General features: G+C 55.3%; 20 protein-coding genes. 6 read left to right on the forward strand and 14 right to left on the reverse strand.

What is annotated here, in order from left to right; genetic code table 11:
• Window positions 1-2: 2 nt before the first annotated feature.
• The 13 genes from purF to thyX form a co-directional block, all read right to left on the reverse strand.
• Complete coding sequence (gene purF, locus BU251_RS07095; RefSeq protein WP_128700354.1) at window positions 3-1430, reverse strand: amidophosphoribosyltransferase; 1428 nt, start codon at window positions 1428-1430, stop codon at window positions 3-5.
• Window positions 1431-1439: 9 nt separating this feature from the next.
• The gene (gene purQ, locus BU251_RS07100; RefSeq protein WP_128700355.1) at window positions 1440-2213 is read right to left on the reverse strand and encodes a phosphoribosylformylglycinamidine synthase I; all 774 of its coding nucleotides are present in this window, start codon (window positions 2211-2213) and stop codon (window positions 1440-1442) included.
• Window positions 2214-2362: 149 nt separating this feature from the next.
• Window positions 2363-3055 (reverse strand): LOG family protein, encoded by a 693-nt coding sequence (locus BU251_RS07105; RefSeq protein WP_228767795.1) that lies wholly within the window; start codon window positions 3053-3055, stop codon window positions 2363-2365.
• 4 nt (window positions 3056-3059) lie between these two features.
• Entirely contained in the window at window positions 3060-5975 is a 2916-nt protein-coding gene (purL, locus tag BU251_RS07110; RefSeq protein ID WP_128700356.1) for a phosphoribosylformylglycinamidine synthase subunit PurL, read from the reverse strand.
• Between the two features lie 313 nt (window positions 5976-6288).
• Complete coding sequence (gene purB / locus BU251_RS07115) at window positions 6289-7581, reverse strand: adenylosuccinate lyase (protein WP_128700358.1); 1293 nt, start codon at window positions 7579-7581, stop codon at window positions 6289-6291.
• Between the two features lie 631 nt (window positions 7582-8212).
• Window positions 8213-8539, reverse strand: coding sequence for a hypothetical protein (locus BU251_RS07120; RefSeq protein WP_128700360.1), 327 nt, complete (start codon window positions 8537-8539; stop codon window positions 8213-8215).
• A 37-nt stretch (window positions 8540-8576) separates the two neighbouring features.
• Window positions 8577-9092 (reverse strand): NUDIX hydrolase, encoded by a 516-nt coding sequence (locus BU251_RS07125; protein WP_128700362.1) that lies wholly within the window; start codon window positions 9090-9092, stop codon window positions 8577-8579.
• Window positions 9089-9508 carry an EamA family transporter gene (locus BU251_RS07130; RefSeq protein ID WP_128700364.1) on the reverse strand — a complete coding sequence of 140 codons (420 nt, stop codon included), beginning with the start codon at window positions 9506-9508 and terminating at the stop codon, window positions 9089-9091. Before BU251_RS07130 ends, BU251_RS07125 begins: the two co-directional genes overlap by 4 nt.
• 343 nt (window positions 9509-9851) lie before the next feature.
• On the reverse strand, window positions 9852-10163 hold the full coding sequence (locus BU251_RS07135) for a cupin domain-containing protein (protein WP_128700365.1): 312 nt from the start codon (window positions 10161-10163) through the stop codon (window positions 9852-9854).
• Between the two features lie 11 nt (window positions 10164-10174).
• Window positions 10175-11224, reverse strand: coding sequence for a 2-hydroxyacid dehydrogenase (locus tag BU251_RS07140; protein WP_128700367.1), 1050 nt, complete (start codon window positions 11222-11224; stop codon window positions 10175-10177).
• Between the two features lie 187 nt (window positions 11225-11411).
• Entirely contained in the window at window positions 11412-12191 is a 780-nt protein-coding gene (locus BU251_RS07145; RefSeq protein ID WP_128700369.1) for an N-acetylmuramoyl-L-alanine amidase, read from the reverse strand.
• Window positions 12188-12460: a TMEM165/GDT1 family protein gene (locus tag BU251_RS07150; protein ID WP_128700371.1), complete on the reverse strand. Its 273-nt coding sequence runs from the start codon at window positions 12458-12460 to the stop codon at window positions 12188-12190. The genes BU251_RS07145 and BU251_RS07150 overlap by 4 nt, the downstream gene beginning before the upstream one ends.
• A gap of 54 nt (window positions 12461-12514) precedes the next feature.
• Window positions 12515-13255, reverse strand: a complete 741-nt coding sequence (gene thyX, locus BU251_RS07155) for an FAD-dependent thymidylate synthase (protein WP_128700373.1) — start codon at window positions 13253-13255, stop codon at window positions 12515-12517.
• 277 nt (window positions 13256-13532) lie between these two features.
• On the opposite strand from thyX, the gene gcvT reads away from it, so the two are divergent.
• The 6 genes from gcvT (at window position 13533) to lipA (ending at window position 19557) form a co-directional block, all read left to right on the forward strand.
• Window positions 13533-14621: a glycine cleavage system aminomethyltransferase GcvT gene (gene gcvT, locus BU251_RS07160; protein WP_128700375.1), complete on the forward strand. Its 1089-nt coding sequence runs from the start codon at window positions 13533-13535 to the stop codon at window positions 14619-14621.
• 10 nt (window positions 14622-14631) lie between these two features.
• Window positions 14632-15015, forward strand: coding sequence for a glycine cleavage system protein GcvH (gene gcvH / locus BU251_RS07165; RefSeq protein ID WP_128700376.1), 384 nt, complete (start codon window positions 14632-14634; stop codon window positions 15013-15015).
• A gap of 5 nt (window positions 15016-15020) precedes the next feature.
• The gene (gene gcvPA / locus BU251_RS07170; protein WP_128700378.1) at window positions 15021-16361 is read left to right on the forward strand and encodes an aminomethyl-transferring glycine dehydrogenase subunit GcvPA; all 1341 of its coding nucleotides are present in this window, start codon (window positions 15021-15023) and stop codon (window positions 16359-16361) included.
• Window positions 16352-17794: an aminomethyl-transferring glycine dehydrogenase subunit GcvPB gene (gcvPB, locus tag BU251_RS07175; RefSeq protein ID WP_128700380.1), complete on the forward strand. Its 1443-nt coding sequence runs from the start codon at window positions 16352-16354 to the stop codon at window positions 17792-17794. The genes gcvPA and gcvPB overlap by 10 nt, the downstream gene beginning before the upstream one ends.
• Before the next feature lie 100 nt (window positions 17795-17894).
• Window positions 17895-18737 carry a lipoate--protein ligase family protein gene (locus tag BU251_RS07180; protein WP_128700382.1) on the forward strand — a complete coding sequence of 281 codons (843 nt, stop codon included), beginning with the start codon at window positions 17895-17897 and terminating at the stop codon, window positions 18735-18737.
• Window positions 18706-19557, forward strand: a complete 852-nt coding sequence (gene lipA / locus BU251_RS07185) for a lipoyl synthase (RefSeq protein ID WP_128700384.1) — start codon at window positions 18706-18708, stop codon at window positions 19555-19557. Before BU251_RS07180 ends, lipA begins: the two co-directional genes overlap by 32 nt.
• 26 nt (window positions 19558-19583) lie before the next feature.
• Here the strand turns inward: lipA and BU251_RS07190 are convergent, their stop codons facing one another.
• Entirely contained in the window at window positions 19584-19835 is a 252-nt protein-coding gene (locus tag BU251_RS07190; protein WP_128700386.1) for a hypothetical protein, read from the reverse strand.
• Window positions 19836-19960 lie beyond the last annotated feature (125 nt).

Genomic DNA, 19960 nt, shown 5'->3' on the forward strand with positions numbered 1-19960 from the left:
TCTCATCCTTCTTTTATTTCGATACGCTGGCATACGCATTTTTTTTCCAAGACATTCTTGAGGGTGCCGGCCCCCTTGAAAGGATATTTTCCAACCCAGCAAGAGACACAGTATTTGTGCGCCGGCATCTTGACGGCGGAAAGCATCCCTTCCAGGCTCAGATAACCCAGGCTGTCAACCCCGAGGTAGTCGCGAATCTCATTCACCGAATAGCGGTTGGCGATCAACTCGTCCGGCGAAGGAAAGTCGATACCGTAGAAGCATGGAAAACGGTGCGGCGGACAGGAAATGCGCATGTGCACTTCTCGCGCGCCTGCGGCCCGGAAATTCTTGACGCGGATGCGCGAAGTCGTGCCGCGCACGATGGAATCGTCGACAATGACGACTTTTTTTCCGGCGACCACCTCGCGCAGGATGTTGATCTTGACTTTGACGCCGAGGTCGCGGATCTTCTGGTGCGGCTGAATGAACGTGCGCCCGACATAATGGTTCCTGATCGCCCCCCATTCCAGAGGGATCCCCGAGGCATGGCTGAAACCGAGAGCGGCGGACGTGCCGGAATCAGGGATGGGAATGACGTAATCAGCGTCGACCGGATGCTCTTTGGCGAGGGTCTCACCCAATTTCTGACGCACCAGATGCACGGTCTCTCCGAAAATAATGGAATCGGGCCTGGCAAAATAGATATGTTCAAAGATACAGCAGGAATTCCTCTTCGCCCGGGCGGCAAATCTCGCCGATGTCAAGCCCTTGTCGGTGATGACGACGATCTCACCGGGTTCCACCTCCCGCACGAACTTCGCCTCGATCAGGTCGAAGGCGCACGTCTCGGAGGCCAAACACCAGCTCTCGCCCTTTTTGCCCAGACACAGCGGCCGAAAACCTTCGGGGTCCCGCACGCCGATCAGCTCTTTTTCCGTCAGGAGCACCAGGGAATAGGCGCCCTTGATCTTCTTCAGGGCGCTCTTGAGCTTGGTGACGACGTTACGCGAAGAGGAACGGGCCATGAGATGAACGATGACCTCGCTGTCACATGTCGTCTGAAAGATCGACCCGGTCCGCTCCAATTCCTTGCGCAAAGAAGAGCTATTGACAAGATTGCCGTTATGCGCCACGGCCAGCGAATTACCCAGATAATCCACGAACAACGGCTGGGCATTCTTAACGAGACTGGAACCGGTCGTGGAATAACGCACATGGCCGATCCCCCTGTCGCCTTTCAATAAACGCAGATTCTCGTCGTTGAAGACGTCGGATACCAACCCCATGTCCTTATGGATGCTGAGCTCCTCACCGTCGCTGGTCACGATCCCGCAGGACTCTTCTCCCCGGTGCTGAAGGGCGTAGAGTCCCAGATAAATCAGGTAGCTGGCATTAGGAACGCCAAAGACACCGAAAAGACCGCAGTAATGCTTAGGATGATCGTTCATGGCAGGCCGTCATTTGAAATAATTAACTGCGTTCAAAAATATCTGGAACCCGTCGCCGTGCCTCTTGGTGCCCAGACGCGTCCATCGTGGATGCTGCAGACTGATAAGGTGCCTTTCCGGATGGGGCATGAGACCGAAGACACGGCCTGTTTCGTCGCAGATGCCGGCGATGGCATCGATGGAACCGTTGGGATTGACGGGATAATCTCCTGTCTTCCCCTTATCGTCGCCATAGCGAAAGACGACCTGACGATTCTCCCGCAGGCGCGTCAAAATCTCTTCGCTCTTGGGGATGAACTTTCCTTCACCGTGCGCGATCGGCAGATAGATGACCTCTGGACACCCCCGTGTCCAGACACACCGGCTCTCCTCAACCTTCAAATGCACCCACTTATCCTGAAAAACACCGCAATCATTGGGGGCGAGGGTCGCTTCCTGGGCGCATGCCGCATGACCCGGCAGCAGTCCGGCCTTGACCAGGACCTGAAAGCCGTTGCAGATACCGATGATCAGGCGCTCCCTTTGGATGAAAGCGCGCAGGTCATCAAACAGTTTATATTTTAACTCGTTTGCCAGGATCTTGCCAGCAGATATGTCGTCGCCGTAGGAAAAACCGCCTGAGATCGCCAGGATCTGAAAATCGGCCAGGCGGCGTTCGCCGCGGGCCAGTTCGTTGATGTGCACCGCTTCCGGCGCCGCGCCGGCGGTCTCAAAGGCAAAGGCCGTCTCCAGATCGCAGTTCGTGCCGGCTGTCTTGAGGATCAAAACTTTAGGTTTAACCATAATAGGAGCCAATCACCAATAACCAGGATACAATCATCAAAAAAATTCCAAACACCAATAACCAATCTTCCAAAAGCCATCTCTTTGATTATTGAAATTTGGTTATTGGTCATTGTTTGATTATTGTAGCTTGGAAGTTGGTTATTATGTTACAGTCTGTGATAAAACTTGTTGATGATATGGACCACATCTTCGGGTTTGTCGACCAGGGAAAAAAGGCTCAGGTCGCTCTCGCCAATGCAGCCGCGGCGCAGCATCACGGACATGATCCAATGCAGTAATCCCCGCCAGTAGCGCCCGCCGACCAAAATGACGGGAAACTGCGGGATGCGCCCCGTCTGGATGAGGTTCACGGACTCAAACAACTCGTCCATGGTCCCGTATCCTCCCGGAAAGATGACGAATGCCTTGGCGTAACGCACGAACATCACCTTGCGCACAAAGAAATAATGGAACTCCAAAAGCGTATTGATATAAGGATTGGCCTTTTGTTCCGTCGGAATATAGATATTGAGGCCGATGGAGGCGCTGCCGGCGCGCGAGGCGCCCTTATTGGCAGCCTCCATGATGCTGGGGCCCCCGCCGGAAATAATCTCATAGCCCGCCCTGCCCAACAGATACGCCGTCTTCTCCGCAAGCTTATAGTATTCATCCTTCGGCGTCAATCGCGAAGACCCAAAGATCGAAACCGCATTCCTGAATTTTGAAAGGGCGCGAAAACCCCTGTCAAACTCTTTAGCAATGCGCTGCACCCGCGCGCGATCGCCTTCCTCGAATTCATCGATCCGCATATGGAAATTGATGGCCTCTGTTTTTGATCTATGTTTTCCTGTCTTGTTCATGGGATCAAACGGATTTCAAAGGCTCCTGCCAGGCCGCTTTCAGAGAAACCACGGGAGTTTCTACGCACCCTTCACCCTTGAGCCCGAAAATCTTCAAGACCGGATGTTCGGTGACACAGCCGGCCAGACGAAAGATAGAACCCTTGAGGGCGCGCTCAAAGACCTTGCCGTGCTGACGCTCGACTTCAACGATAAAACGCGAGTGGGACTCGGAAAAAAGAATGGAATCGTTGCGCTTCTGACGGCCGCTCCAAACAACGTCGCTCAAGAAAAGATTTGCGCCCAGGCCGCCGGCCAGGCACATCTCCGCCAACGCAACGCCCAGGCCGCCTTCGGAGCAGTCATGGATGGAACACACGAACCCCTTGGCCGAGGCCGCCGCCAGACGGTGCATGAGCCTGCGCGCCCCGGCAAAATCGACCACGGGCACCTGGCCGCCCCTGGCCTTGATCCGCTCGTAATAATGCGAACCGCCGAGCTCCGGCCGCGTCTCTCCGACGACATAAATCAGGTTTCCTGGCGTCTTGAGATCCATCGTGACACAGCGGCCGACATCGGCCATGACGCCTATCGCCGAAATCAAGAGCGTCCCGGGGATCGCGATGGTCCTTTTGCCATGCGTGAATTCATTGTAAAAACTGTCCTTGCCGGAGATGAATGGAACGCCGAAGGCCTTGGCCGCGTCATAACATCCGTAGGCGGCGCGCACAAGGGCGCCCAGCCGGTCCGGCTTATCGGGATTCCCCCAGCAGAAATTATCCAGGATCGCCACTTCATCGAGGGGGCATCCGACGGCCACTAACTGCCGCAAGGCCTCATCGATGCATCCGGCCGCCATCCAGTAAGGATCCAGGTCGCCATATTTAAAATTAATGCCGTTGGAAACTGCAAATCCGCGCAGAGAATCGAAACGCGGTTTAATGACACAGGCATCCGACGGCCCGTCATTGGCGGCGCCGACGAGGGGTTTGACCACCGTACCGCCCTGCACCTCGTGGTCATACTGACGGATGACCCATTCCTTGGAGGCGATATTGGGCATGGACAAAAGCCCCAGCAAATCCTGTGTAAGGTCTTTTTTGGGACGGCGCGCTTTCTCTTTGATGCGCGGCGCCTGCCAGGAGGCGCGTTTGGTCGTGCGCGGCAGGCCATCGTGCACGAAGGCCATGTCCAGATCGCATACCTTGTGTCCGTCATAGAAAAGCTCAAGCCGGCCTGAATCCGTGAATTCCCCGATAACGGTCGCCTCCACATCCTGCCGGCGGAAGAGATCGACGAGCCTCTCGACCTTGTCTTTGGCGACAGCCAAAACCATCCGCTCCTGGGCCTCGGAGATCCATATCTCGGTATAACTCAACCCGTGATACTTCAAAGGCACTTTCTCCAGCATGACGCGCGCCCCGCACTCCGCGCCCATCTCCCCAATGGCGCTGGACAAGCCGCCGGCGCCGCAATCCGTAATCGCCTCATAAAGCCCTTCATCACGCGCCAGAAGGAGAACATCGAGCACCTTCTTTTCGGTGATCGCATTGCCGATCTGGACAGCCCCGGAAGACAGGCTTTCGGACTCGTGCGTCAGCTCGCCCGAGGAGAATGTTGCGCCGTGGATGCCGTCACGGCCGGTCCTGCCGCCGACGACAACGATCACCTCGCCGGCAGAGACCTTCTTGAAAGATCTGTCTTTAGGCAGGATGCCGACTGTCCCGCAATACACCAGAGGATTGCCGACAAAACGCTCGTCAAAAAGGACCGCGCCGTTGGCCGTCGGAATCCCCATCCTGTTGCCGTAATCCCGGACACCGCTGACCACGCCTTTCATGACGCGGCGGGGAGCCAAAGCCCCCTGAGGAAGCTTTTGTGCCGGATAATCCAGGGGCCCGAAACAGAAAACGTCAGTGTTCAAAATGGGCTTGGCCCCCAGACCCGTCCCGAGGGGATCGCGGATGACGCCGCCGATACCGGTGTTAGCGCCTCCATATGGCTCCAAGGCCGAGGGATGATTGTGGGTCTCGACCTTGAAACAAAGATTGAAGCGGTCGTCAAAACGGATGACACCGGAGTTGTCCTTAAAAACAGAAACACAATAGGGCTTTTTGAGCTGCTGCGTCGCCTTCACGATCGTCTCTTTGAGAAGGTTCGGGATGACACGGCTGCCGATCTTCCTGACATGGCAGGAACCGCTCGCCTTCTCGCGGTAATCGATCCGGCCGCGGAACGTCTTGTGGACGCAATGCTCCGACCAAGTCTGCGCCAGGGTCTCGAGCTCGCAGTCCGTGGGATTGCGCTTGAGCAAACGGAAATGGCGCTGGATCGCGCGCATCTCCTCGATATTAAGATAAAGCTGGCCCGTGCGGCTCAAGCGCTCCAGTTCCTTATCGCAAAGATCCACGATATCGACGATCTTAAGGGAAAACGCATAATCGGGGATATTCGAAAAATCGCGCAGGCTGTGCTGGTCTTCCGGCAGAACGGATTGGATCAATTTATTGTAGAGGAGCTTCTCGGCTATGGACATGAGGTCCCGGCGGCCCACCGTCCCTTTGAAAAAATACCTCTTGGCCGTGCGGACGGCATTCACGCTTGAGATCCCCAGATCACGGATACCCCTCAACGTGGATTCTTCCACGGGCTCCATGACGCCGGGATTATAAATAATCTGCAAAGGGGTATATCCTGCGGGGGTCAAAGGGGTCTGGTCCTGCGCATAGACCTCGAAATCCTCAATGACCTGGTCGGTCAGGAGCTCTGCGGCGATGCGCCGGGCTTCCGTCTCTGTCGGCGACCCGACGAGAAAATAGATGTGGTGGAGACGGACGTCTGTGACGCCTTGATACCCGAGGTGGGCGATATCCGCCAGAAGGCCTTCACAGAAACCGCTGAAAACCCCCTCTTTTTCCTTGATTTCTACGCGCCAGTACATTGTGGAAGGACCTTTTTTTCGAGAAAAACGGAAGATTTACTATAGCAGAAAAAACGACAAAAATCAATCCTGTCAGAGACGCCGTTTCGCCCTAACATATGGCCAACGCTATAAGCGGGTTCCGAACAATCTGAAAAAAATTGAATTTCTTGGCGAGGCCTGTCTCTAACGGGGCCAACGCAGGCGCAACGGTCCTCCGAAGGCCATCCCCTGTTTCCATCCGAACTTTTCGTGTGGAATACCGGTCAAAACAACCGGCGCACACAAGAATGTACTCTCAAACAGAGACAAAAACGGTAGACCATCCGGCCTGTCACAAACCCAGGTTCTTGAAGATCCTGTTGATGTGCCGCAGATAATACCTGATGTCGAAGCACGCTTCGATCTCACCGGTGCTCAGGTGACGCTTGACCTTCGGATCGCTCAATAGGACGCCCTTAAAATCCCTGTTGAGCGAACGCGACGTAAACGCATTCTTCTGGACGATATCGTAAGCCACCGGCCGGCTCAGGCCTTTTTTCATCAACGCCAGAAGCACGCACTGGGAATAGATCAGACCGTTGGTCCGCCCCAGATTGACGAGCATGTTCTTAGGATACACATCGAGCCCCTCAGCCACCTCGATAAAAAGATTGAGGACATAGTCCAAGGCGATCGTCGAATCCGGCAGGACCACGCGCTCCACCGACGAATGGCTGATGTCGCGCTCATGCCACAGGGCGATATTCTCAAGGCCGGCCATGGCATTGGCGCGCAGGAGGCGGCTCAAACCGCAAATCCGCTCGCAGATGACGGGGTTACGCTTGTGCGGCATGGCCGAAGACCCTTTCTGGTGTTTACCGAACGGCTCCTCGGCTTCCTGGACCTCGGTGCGGCTCAGATGCCGGATCTCGATGGCAAACTTCTCCAGAGAAGATCCTGTCATCGCCACGCTCATGAGGCAGGCGGCATGACGGTCGCGCGGGACAACCTGCGTGGAGCCGTAAGAAACCCCGAGGCCCAGTTTGGAACAGACATATTCTTCGACCTCGGGTTCGATGTTGGAATACGTACCGATGGTCCCCGAAAGCTTGCCGACGGCAATGCCGTGCTGCGTGGCCCGTAGCCGTTCGAGATTCCTCTTCATCTCGTCGTGCCAGAGGGCTACTTTAAGACCGAAGGTCGTCGGTTCGGCGTGCACGCCGTGCGTCCGGCCGATGCAGGGGGTCTCTTTATATTTTTTGGCTGTTTTCGCCAGGATCGGCAGCAATCTCTCCACGTCTTCGATAAGGATATTAAAAGCATCCCGCATCTGCAGGGCCAGGGTCGTATCCAACACATCGTTGGATGTCAGCCCCATGTGGATATATTTGGCGTCCGTCCCGAGACTCTCGGAAAGGTTATTGACAAAGGCGACGACATCATGCTTGGTCTTCTCTTCGATCTCCTTGATCTTCTGGATGTCGATCTTGGCCTTGGCCTTGATGGCAGCGATGGACTTTTTGGGAATGCGCCCCAGCTTTTGCCAAGCTTCGCACACACAGAGCTCGACAGCCAGCATGATATCGAACTTGTGTTCTTCGCTCCACACCTTGGCCATCTTCGGCAGACAATAGCGTTCGATCATGCGTCACCTCTTAATTTTGTCTATAACAGAGTTTCTATCCCTTGCAAAATTAACTCCAAGCCTGCGAGAGAAATTTTACACCGGCCCACCCTGGTGGAAAATTTCCGAGCGCTTAGGCGAGGAGTAACGTCTATTCCTTGATTTTGCCTATAACAGGGTAACTTTTCCTTACACCTGGCCCTATCGGAAAGGGCCAGTACGCCGCTTTCTGCGGCGCAAAATCAACCCCGAGTCTGCGAAGAAAATTTTTGCCGACCCATCCTGGCAAAAATTTTCAAGCGTTTAGGCAAGGGGTAAACGCTTATTCCTTAATTTTGTCTATAACAGGGTTTCTATCCCTTGCAAAATTAACTCCGAGCCTGCGAGAGAAATTTTACACCGGGTGGCGAAGCCCCCCTGGTGGAAAATTTCCGAGCGCTTAGGCGAGGAGTAACGTTTATTCCTTCTTTTGCCTATAACCAGGCATTTATTTCTCTCAAAATCAATTCTCTTAACGGGGCTTACTATAGCAGAGTTCAGGACAAGAGTCAATCCCATTAGGGACCTTCGTTGCAAAAAACTATAAAAAAAGATGCCGCTGGGGGCATCTGTCTATAAACAAACTTAAGTATATGTAAAATAATAATTTACATCATTTTACTATTTTGTGTGGAACGTCAATCACATCGTCATCTTTTGGCTCCCGCTTGGGGCTCCCCAAGGAAAAAAACCAGGACAAGAAAGCAGGCAGACCGATCAAAAAGAGGAAAAAGAGAAAACGACCGATCAGGGGGAAAACAAGGAAAAGGAACACAAAGCCGAAGAAGATCCCTTGCGCAAATGCCCATCGCACCAAAAGGGCCACCAGAAGAAGGCCGCCGGCCAAAAACGCCAGGCCCCCCAGCATGATAAAAAAAGCCGCCACCCTCTGCGGCCAACCGCCAAGCTGAAAACGCTCCGAATGGAAATAAATCTTCATGGTTTTCAATAAATGTTATGGATGCCGCCGGTCCTTTTTAAAACCAGCCGCAAAAGGCCAGCGCGCAGATCGTCTTGGCATCCAGGATCTTGCCGCGCCGCCAAAGCTCCCGCATCTGGCGCCTCGTAAAAATCTTTGAGTCGAAGACTTCATCCCGGTCTTTGGCCCTGGGGGAGACCTTGAGCCCCTCGGCTTTATAAATGGATATCCTTTCCGTTGCGTAACCGGGAACCGGATAAATCCTTCCCAAAAGAGAAATCCTGGACGCGGCATATCCCGTCTCTTCCTGGATCTCCCGGCGCGCGCAATCCAGGAGCGATTCGCGGCCTTCCCGCGTGCCGGCAGGGAACTCATAAAGCCAGGTGTCGACGGCAGGCCTGAACTGCCTGAGCAAGATCACGCGATCCCTGTCCAGGAACGGAACGATCAGGGCCGCCCCCGGATGCTCGATCACCTCTACGTCTGTCATACGGCCATCCGGCAGCCTCCTCAGGCACCGAACGAGGTCAAAGACGCGGCCGCGGTAAATCAGGGCTTTCGCATCATTTTTCATCGCAACAAAAATACCCCCAAAAGGACGAAGCCGATCCCGAACATCTTCGCCGTCGTCAATGCCTCTCCCAAGACAAGGATCCCCATAAGAAAAGCGATCAAAGGATAGGCCCCTGCAATAGGAGTGACCCGGGACACATCGCCGCCTTTAAGCGCGTTGTAAAACAACAACTGGCCGATAAAATTAGCGGTAAAACCGCCAAAGACGATCAGGCCGATGTTGCGCAAAGGCGTATGCGCCAGCTCGGACAGGATTTGAGGCCGCGCGACGAGAAGAACGATCGCTCCCGAAGAAACCGCCAGGCACCGGACAAAGATGCCCGCCGCAGGCGTCAGCCGCGACAACCCCATCTTTTCAAAAACCGGCACCAAACCCCAGACGAGAGCCGTCAACAAAGCAAAATAATAAGATTTCATGCGTCTCCTTGATTTTGCCTATAACAAGGTTTCTATTCCTTGCACCTGGCCCTATCGGAAAGGGCCGCACCTTGCCTCATTGGACTGGCAAGTGCGCCACCTTCTGTGGCGGTGCGCCGCTTTCTGCGGCGCAAAATCAACTCCGGGCCTGCGAAAAAAGTTTTTGCGGACTGGCCAGCTTCGCTGGCCGAGTCCTGGCAAAAATTTTCAAGCGCCCGCCACCACTGCTTAGGCGGACCCGCCGATCTTTAGGGACGGGCATCCCACAGGTTAAAGCCGGGGATGCCTGTGAAGGATTAGAAATTCCTTCAGCATCGGTTATTAGAAATTTAACCGCGTAATCCTATTCCCTGATCATCGTCAAGAGCATCTTGAAGCGCTCTTTGGCAAATACCGCGTGAGGCACGCCTGCCGGCATGATGACGAGACCTCCGGCCGACGCCACGACTTCGTCGTCGCCGATCAAAAGCCTGGCCTGCCCCTCCAGGACCTGGACAACGGCATCGAAAGGCGCCGTATGCTCGCTTAGATTCTGCCCGGCATCAAAAGCAAAAAGCGTCATGGTCCCCGCCGCTTTATCGACGAGGGTCTTGCTGACGACGGCCTGAGACGCGTAGGCGACGTCTTCTTTCAATTCAATCACATGTCTAAGCATTCCGTCTTCTCCTAGAAGCACTTCCCTTTTGTTTTTTTAACGCAGACCTTCCTGGAACAACGATAACAGATCTCATGCGTCAGAAGGCGACCACGCACGAAATCATCGATATTCTGTAAGGTGGTGCGGGCGATATTCGTCAGGGCCTCCTGCGTAAAAAACCCCTGGTGCGCCGTCACCAGGACATTGGGAAACGTCAGCAGTCTCGCCAGGACGTCGTCCGAAATCACATCCGAAGAGAAATCCTCGAAGAAATATTCGTTCTCTTCTTCATAAACATCGAGGCCCGCGTAGCCGACTTTTTTGTTTTTGAGCGCCTCGATCAAGGCCCGGGTATCGATCAGCTTGCCGCGGCCCGTATTGACGATCATGACGCCTGTCTTCATCGTCTGGATAGTTTTGGCGTTGATCATACGGTATGTCTGCCGGGTCAGGGGACAATGCAGTGAGATGACGTCGGATTTTTTATAGAGGGTCTTGAGATCCGTATAGGAAAATCCCGCTTCCGCAGCAAAAGCCTCGTCCGGACCGGGGTCATAAGCCAAGACATGCATCCCGAAGCCTTTAAGGATCCGGATGAGCTCCCGGCCGATCGCGCCCGTGCCGATGACGCCCGCGGTCTTGCCGAACATGTCGAATCCCAAAAGCCCCTGAATGGAAAAATTGTTGTCGCGGGTCCTGTGATACGCCCGATGTGTCTTGCGGTTCAAGGCCAGCATCAACGCCACGGCATGCTCTGCGACGGCATGCGGCGAATAAGCCGGCACGCGCACGACATGGATTTTGCCGAATGCCGCCCTGAAATCCACGTTGTTATATCCCGAGGCCCGCAGGGCGATGAGACGGACGCCGTTCCGATGGAGCGCCTTGATGACGTCGGCATTGACGACGTCGTTGACAAAGATACAGACCGTATCGAAGCCCCGCGTCAAAGCCGTCGTCCCGGGACCGAGATGCTCTTCAAAATAGGTGACAGGAAAACCGAATTTTTTTCCGGCCGCGTCGAAGAATTTCCTGTCGTAAGGCTTGGTATCGAAAAAAGCGATCCTGGGAGACTTCATGGCTTTTCTCTCGACATCTTTAGCTTGGTTTAGGCGCCTGCCTGTCTGGCCTTGCCCTGCCGAAGGCGAGACAGTCCAAGACAGGCGCGCGCCACCGGGCCGCCTCACCGACCTAAATAAAACATCTTGGAAATTCTCGGCGGCCGCGCTAAACGGTCGGACTTATTCGTCCGACCAGCGCCCTTCGTTACTCGCCTTTCCTGAGCCGCTCTTTGAATTCATGCCACGGGAAGCTGTTGCCGGGACACTCGGTCCTGGCGCCGGAAGCGTCCTTGTGCCGGATGACGCGCGACAACGGTATGCGATAATAATTCCTCAGGGTCTCGACGAGCAGAACGAGGGAATCCATCTGCGCCTTTGTGGGCTGCTCGTGTGTGAAGTCGCCGACAAGACAGATGCCGATGCCGCATTGGTTCATGCCCCCGGCCTTGCAGTGCGCGCCGTCCATCTGTTTGATCCAGCGTGGCGAAGCCTCGATCTGTCCGTCCCGCCGCGTCCTGGTGCCGTTATCGATCACAAAATCGTATCCCAAACCTCTGTCGAACCCGCGGCGGCGGTGGATTCTGTCGAGGGACGTCGCATCGCCGTCATCGGTCACGCTGTGATGGATCACGATATATTTCCACTTCGACGACTTAAACAGAGGAATAACAGGCCGCAGAGGCGCGGCGCCGGGGATCAGAATCTTCTGGCCGATCTTGAGGCTGCGCGGGTCGGTGATGTGATTGGCTCTCAAGATGGCGTCCGCAGGAACATCATACATCCGGCCGATACGGTAAACCGTCTCCGCAGGGCCGATGACATGATACAGGTCCTGACGCGGGCCGGCCTCGAAAACGGGCTTGTAGACCATCTCTGTCGACGGAGGAACAGTCGCGCAGGAGGACAAAATCAGCGCCAGGCCGGCACAGACACATCCATAGAAGAGGGAATATAAAGAAGAAAAACGGGTCCGTATGCGCATCATATCTTATCGAAGAACAAAAGAATACCCATGACCACAAAAATAAAGCCGCCCGCCATCTTCAGCCATTCGGGTTTAAGGAACCGCGACAAAATAGCCCCCAAAAAGACGGAGATCGCCGTCACCACGATGTAGGCGCTGACAGAACCCAGCCAGACCACCCAGGGCCTCTGGGATTTTGCAGCCATGGTCAGGCCGACCATCTGGGTCTTGTCCGCCATCTCGGCAAAAAAGATAGCGCTGAATGTCGCCAGAAATATCTTCCAATCCATACGTAACCTCGTTTTTTAAGAAACAGGAAAAACGCGGGTCCTTCCTCTAAAGATTTATTTGCGTTTCCCGATCACTTTTTCCTTCAGCGGATATTTACCGCAGGAAAAGGCCTCCCCTTCTGGGCAATATCCCAAGGCGTCGCACTTGGCCCCCGCGTCGACAAAGACCTCCGGCAGCTTCTGGCGGCAGATCTTGAGCATCTCGTCGCCCAGCCGCTTGATCTCCCACTGCGCGCGTTGACAACAGCGCTGATGGAAAAAATGGATCAGCTCGCGGCAATTCATGGTAACGACGATCTTGGTCTCCGCCGCCTGGGGCAGGACAAAGCGCACGTCCTGGTTGGCGTTCTGCCCCACCTTGCCTTTTTTATTGAAGGCCTCCAGCAGCCTGTTATAGCTCGACTGGATCATCTCCATGGTCTTGAGAAATTCCGCTTTCAGAGACGCATCCTGCTCGATGGAGGGCGGGATGACATAATCGAAATTTGTCTCTTTCACATAACGCTGGCTCTGCTGGGAAAAAGAAGCGATCCTGTGGCGTACCAGCTGGTGCGTCAGCGCGCGCGACACGCCTTCGATCGCGAAGGTGAATTTCACGTGCTCCAGCGGACTTTCGTGTCCCGAGGCGACGACCTTGCGGATGAACGCCGCCTGCTTCTTCGGGTCCTCCTCCTTCTCGTCGAACAGCTCGCCGGCAAAACGAGGAGAATAACACTGACGGCAGGCGGCGTAGATCAGGGCCACGGGATGCTGCGACATTTCCAACAGGCGGACATTCAATTGGACCTGAGGCATAGATCAAGACTCCTTTTCTGAAAAGAAATTCTGCGTTTCGTTGTCCTATCATAGCAAACAATGCCAAGCCTGTGAAAAGATTTTTTATTTGCCAACCCCCCGGTCTTTGATATAATACAGATACAACTTGGTAACAAAAGCTTCTGGCGACATGGAATCAACCATGAGGAAGCGTATTTGAAAGAAAATCGTGAGCCTGGGTTTTCGTAACCAGGCTTTTTTATTGCCGCAGAAAGCGGCGCACTGGCCCATCCAATTGGGCCAGGTGTAAATAACCATGAATTCAATCCTCTCAACCCCCCTCACAGCCGACCATATCGTCCGCGGCGCACGCATGGCCCCCTTTGCCGGCTGGAACATGCCTATCCAATATGAAGGCATCATCGCCGAGACCCTGCATACGCGGTCTGCGGTGAGCTGTTTCGACATCTGCCACATGGGCGAATTTCTCCTCAAAGGAGACCCGCAGACCTGCGGCCTGGAACGCCTCGTCACGGCGCGGCTGTGCGATATGCCGACGGGAAGCTGCCGCTACGGCTCCATCCTCAACGAAAAAGGCGGAGTCTTGGACGACCTGATCGTCTACCGCAAGGGGCCGGCGGACTGGATGATCGTCGTCAATGCCGCTACCATTGAAAAAGACAAAAAGCATTTCCAGGCACACCTGAAGCCCGGTACGGAATTCCGCGACGTCTCTGCCGAAACCGGCAAGATAGACCTGCAGGGCCCCCTCTCGCGCGATATCATCAAAACGATCGCGCCAAAGGCGGCAAATCTCGGCTATTACACGTTTTTGGAAACCGAAGTTTTGGGCAGGCCGGGCCTCGTCAGCCGCACAGGATACACCGGAGAGCTGGGCTATGAGCTTTATCTCCCCTCACAAGAGATCCCGGCGCTCTGGAAAAAGCTTCTGGACGACCCGCGCGTCAAGCCTGCGGGCCTCGGTGCCCGCGACGTCCTGCGTCTGGAAATGGGCTACAGCCTCTACGGCCAGGACATCGACGAAGAAACAACCCCCCTTGAGGCGGGCCTCGAAAAATTCGTCGACTTCAAAAAAGATTTCATCGGCAGGGACGCGCTGACATTCAAAAAGAAAACGGGCGTGTCGCGCCGGCGCGTCTATCTGCGCGCGCTCTCACGCCGCTCTCCCCGGCATGAACATCATATCTTCATCGACGGCGAGAAAAAAGGACTTGTGACCAGCGGCACCTTCTCTCCGCATTTGAACTGCGGCATCGGCATGGGATTCCTTGATAATGCCCCTGCGGCGCGCGGACTGGATATTTGCGTCGGAGACGACAAAATAAAAATCGAGGCCGTGATCACGGACAAACCGTTCGTGAAGCACACATCCCTTAAACGATAAGGAGCACGCCATGAACATCCCGGACGGACTTTATTTTACGAAAGAACATGAATGGGTCAAGATCGAAGGAGCAACAGCCACAGCCGGCATTACGGATTATGCCCAGCATGCCTTGGGCGACGTCACGTTCGTCGAGTTGCCCAAAAAAGGCCAGGGCGTCAAACAATTTCAGCTGATGGCGACCATTGAATCCGTTAAGGCGGCCTCGGACATCTACGCGCCCGTCTCGGGGATGATCGCCGAAGCGAACGACACGCTCAATGCCGATCCCGGCCTCGTCAACCAAGACTGCTACGCCAAAGGATGGATCGCCAAGATCAACCTTGCAGATCCCCAGGAAACCAAGAATTTGCTGGACCCGGCCGCCTACAAGGCCTATGTCGAAGGATTATAGCCCCTATGCCCGATTATATCGCCAACACGGAACGCGATAGCCGAGAGATGCTCGATGCCATCGGCGCGCCGAACATCGAGGCCCTCTTTGACGTCATCAAGAAAGAACAGCGGCCGCGTTCGTTCAATCTCCCGGAGGGGCTTTCCGAGTTCGAGGTCGCATCCAGGATAAAGAACCTCGCGGACAAAAACGCCAAGGACCTCCTCTGCTTTATCGGCGCCGGATTCTATGACCACGAGATCCCCGCCGTCGTCGACCATCTCAGCTCCCGGAGTGAATTCTATACGGCCTACACCCCCTACCAGCCTGAATGTTCTCAAGGAACCCTGCAGGCGATCTACGAATACCAAAGCGCGATCTGTCGCCTCACCGGTATGGAGATCGCCAACGCCTCTCTCTATGATGGGGGCACCGCCCTCTACGAGGCCATGATGATGGCGCGGCGGGCCACGGGACGCAACCGCGTCCTCGTCGACAACGCGGTCTCGCCCATCTACCGCACCATGCTCACCTGCTACACCAAAAACCTGGAGATCGAATTCGTCGAGATCCCCGTCGTCCACGGCCAGACAGACCGCTCCAAAATCAAAGAACACTTGAACGACAAGATCGCCTGTGTCATCCTGCAAAACCCGAACTTCTTCGGCGCCATCGACGACCATGGAGATATCGTTGCCGATGCCCATGCCTGCGGCGCACTGGCCATCGCCTCCGTCTATCCCATCAGTCTGGGAATGCTCAAGACGCCGGCGGAATGCGGCTTTGACATCGCGACCGGCGAAGGCCAAAGCCTGGGACTCCCCCTGGCGTTCGGAGGGCCTTATCTGGGCTTCATGGCGGTCAAAAAAGAGCTGGCGCGCAAGATGCCGGGCCGCATCGTCGGCCGCGCCGTCGATACGAACGGCAAAACAGGCTTTGTCCTGACGCTCCAGGCCAGAGAACAGCATATCCGCAGGGAAAAGGCGACATCCAACATTTGTTCCAACGAAGCACTCTGCGCCCTGCGCGCCTGTATCTATCTTTCCTGCATCGGCAAAGAGGGGTTGGCGGAGCTGGCAGCCCTGAATTACCACAATGCCGAGCACCTCAAGAACCTGCTTTCGAAAATCAAGGGCGTCGAGGTCAAGCGCAGCTCGCCGACGTTCAATGAATTCACAGTGGTCTTGCCTAAAGACCCACATGCCGTTATCGCCGCCATGCTGGAACGCGGCATCGCCGCAGGATTTCCGCTGGGCCGCTATTACAAAGGCATGGAAAGCTATATGACCGTTGCCGTCACAGAGAAATACAGAAAGAAAGATCTCGCGCATTACGCCAAAACACTGGAGTCGGTCCTATGGAAATGATCTTCGACAAAAGCCGGCCCGGAAGACGTTGCACGCGCTTCTCTTGCGCCGACGTGCCTCAGGCCAAGGCGCCGGATGCAAAATTTCTGCGCAGGTCCGCCTGCGAGCTGCCGGAAGTCTCGGAACTCGATGTCGTGCGCCACTTCACAAACCTTTCGCGGTTGAATTTCTCGGTCGATACTAATTTTTATCCTCTCGGCTCCTGCACCATGAAATACAACCCGAAGTTCACCGAAGATTTAAGCCGCCTAGAAGGATTCTGCAGGCTCCACCCCATCCTGCCGCAGCTTAAAGGAGGCGCCGCCCGCGTCCAGGGCGCGCTCGAAGTCCTTTATGAAACGGAATGCTTGCTCTGCGAAATCACCGGCATGGACCACTTCACCCTGCAGCCGGCGGCCGGCGCCCACGGGGAGCTGACGGGCGTCATGCTCATCGCCGCCTACCACCGTGCCAAAAAGAGAAAACGTAGATATGTCATCATCCCGGATTCCGCGCACGGCACCAATCCGGCCAGCGCAGCGATCGCCGGCTACGAGATCATCAACACTCCATCCAATGCCGACGGCACGATGGACCTGGCGGCCCTCGAAGAAAAGCTCAACGACGATGTGGCAGCGATCATGATGACCTGCCCCAACACGCTGGGACTCTTTGAAAACCAGATCGATGAAATCGCGCGCCTTGCCCATAAGGTCGACGCCCTCATGTATTACGACGGCGCCAACCTCAATGCAATCCTGGGGCATTGCCGGCCGGGCGACCTGGGATTTGACGTCATCCATCTCAACCTTCACAAGACATTCTCAACGCCGCACGGCGGCGGGGGGCCTGGGGCAGGTCCGGTAGGCGTCAAGAACAAACTGGAGAAATTCCTCCCTGTCTCGCGGGTAAAAAAGAACCATGACGGCACGTTTGCCCTAGACTATAACCATCCGGACTCCATCGGCTATCTGGCCCATTTTTACGGCAATTTCCTGGTGATCCTGAAGGCCTATGCCTATATCCTCTACTTGGGACGCGAAGGGCTCATCCGCACGGCCCGGCATGCGGTCCTCAACGCCAACTATGTCCTGGCCAGGCTTAAAGACCACTATGACACGGCGGCCTCGCGTTGCATGCACGAATGTGTCTTGTCTGCCGCCCCCCAGACCGCGCACGGCGTCCATGCGCTTGATATCGCCAAATATCTCATCGACTGCGGCTTCCATCCGCCGACGATCTACTTTCCCCTCATCGTCAAAGAAGCCCTTATGATCGAACCGACGGAGACGGAATCCAAAGAAACCCTGGATCATTTTATCGACTGCATGGTCCGCGCCGCCTGCCTGGCCAAAGAAAATCCGGAAGCCCTTAAAAAAGCGCCTCTCACCACGCCTGTCGCCAGGCTCGATGAAACCAAGGCCGCACGCGAAATGAATTGCGCCTCTATCTAAAAGAGGCAACCGGCTTAGGTTGACGGACCAACGAAAAAACATCTCTTAACTCGATCCCCGGCAAACCCATGCGCTCGCTACCCCGCAAAGCTCTAAACCCATGAAAACCTTCCGCCTGATCACGTCCGGATATGCCGACGCAGCCACGAACATGGCCGTCGACGAAGCGCTTTTTTTCTCCTACAGGCAAAACGGCAGCCTGCCGATCCTGCGCCTCTATGGTTGGAGACCCGCCGCATTCTCCTTTGGCGTTTCTCAGGACCCCGCAGCACTTTTCAACTTCAAGGCCCTTGAGGCCTGCGGCACGGCCATGGTACGCCGGCCCACGGGGGGCGGCGCCCTTTTTCATAACGATGAACTGACTTACTGCATTGTAGCCTCGACCGAAGACCTGGGATTGGAGACGCGCGGCGTCAAGGCATCCTACGGAAGAATTACGTCCTTTCTGATAGAAGCCTACCGGATCCTCGGCCTAGAAGCCTGCTTTGCCGGAGACAGCGGCGTTCACGGCATGGATCACAAAATCGCAGACTTATGTTCGAGCCGTAACGAAGAATACGATATCCTCATCGACGGCAGGAAACTCGGGGGCAGCGCGCAAAAACGCTCCAAAAACATCATCCTCCAACACGGTTCGATCCCTCTAAGCTTCGATCGCCGCCGGCCGGAACCCTGCCTGCGGCACCCCTTGCCGGATGTCGCAGATTTAAGCACCCTTCTGAAACGGCGTATCGGCGGACATGAAACATCGGAAGCCGTCGTATCGGCTTTTAAATCCCACTTCTGTGCCGATTTCCTGGATTCAAGGCTGGACCGGAAGGAAGAAAAAATAGCCGCTCTCCTGAAAGACAACAAGTACGCCGGGGCCGGCTGGAATCTCAAAAGAATCGACCCAATGACAGAAACCATCCATGCCTATCGAACGCAGGCCGCCATGGCTTAAAAAAAAGATAGAATTCTCGGGCAGCAAAGAGACGGCCGAACTGCTGGCCCGCCGCGGTCTCAATACCGTCTGCCGCGAAGCGCGCTGCCCCAACATCTCCGAATGCTACAAGAACCGGCATACGACATTCCTCATCTTGGGAAAAGTATGCACCCGTTCCTGCGCCTTTTGCCATGTCGCCAAAGGTACCGCCCCGGAACCCCTTGACCCAACGGAACCTCAACGTGTCGCCGCATGCGCCCGAGAGATGGGATTGCGCCACGTCGTTGTCACCAGCGTCACGCGCGACGATCTTGCCGATGGCGGCGCCGGCCACTTTGCGCAGACCATAAAGATGCTGCGACAAATCTCATCGCAACCCACCATTGAAGTCCTCGTGCCGGACTTCCAGGGAAACAGGGATGCCGTCGCCGCCGTTGCCGCCAACACGCCCGACATCTTCGGGCATAATCTGGAGACTGTCCGCCGCCTTTATCACCTGAGGCCAGGGGCGGATTACAGGCGTTCCCTCGACGTCCTCGCCTCGGCTAAAAAGAAAAACGCACGCCTCAAAACAAAAACAGCCCTCATGCTGGGGTTGGGAGAAACGCAGAGTGAAGTCACGGAGGCATTCCGTGACTTAAAAAGCGTGGATTGCGACTTTCTGGCGCTGGGGCAATATCTGAGACCGGACAAAAAAAATACCGAGGTCAAGGAATATCTCCCCCCCGGAATGTTTGAAGAGTACTGCCGGATCGCCCTCTCTCTGGGCTTCCTCCATGTCGAAAGCGCGCCTTACGTGCGCAGCTCATACCATGCAGGATCTTATCTAAAGCCTTAAAACAGCATGCATCCGCGGCTGAACCGTTATAAGCGGCTTTTCAGCAGTATAGCGATGATCGCAGCCATGGCGGCAACCACAAGAAACAATCCCATCGCCTTCGTGTTACGCACCTCTTTCTGCATGGAAACAGGCTGCATATTCCAGTTGATCCGCCGATAGAAAGCGATCTGGAACTGGATGGCCTTGTCCGGTTTAAGGTAAATGAAAAGGCCGACGATAAGACTCAACGCTGAAAAAAGATACAATGCGGGAAAACAATAAAGCAATCGCCACATACCCACCTCCTTATCCCACCTCCGGTGGGATAACCCCGCAGCCTGCGCCGTTCATTTTGTGAGTGCCTCTGGCGCATATGAACAAAATGAACAAGCCGATTAGGCAAGGGGTCCTCTCTCTCGTT

The organism is Candidatus Velamenicoccus archaeovorus (assembly GCF_004102945.1).
Taxonomy (GTDB): Bacteria; Omnitrophota; Gorgyraeia; order Velamenicoccales; family Velamenicoccaceae; genus Velamenicoccus; species Velamenicoccus archaeovorus.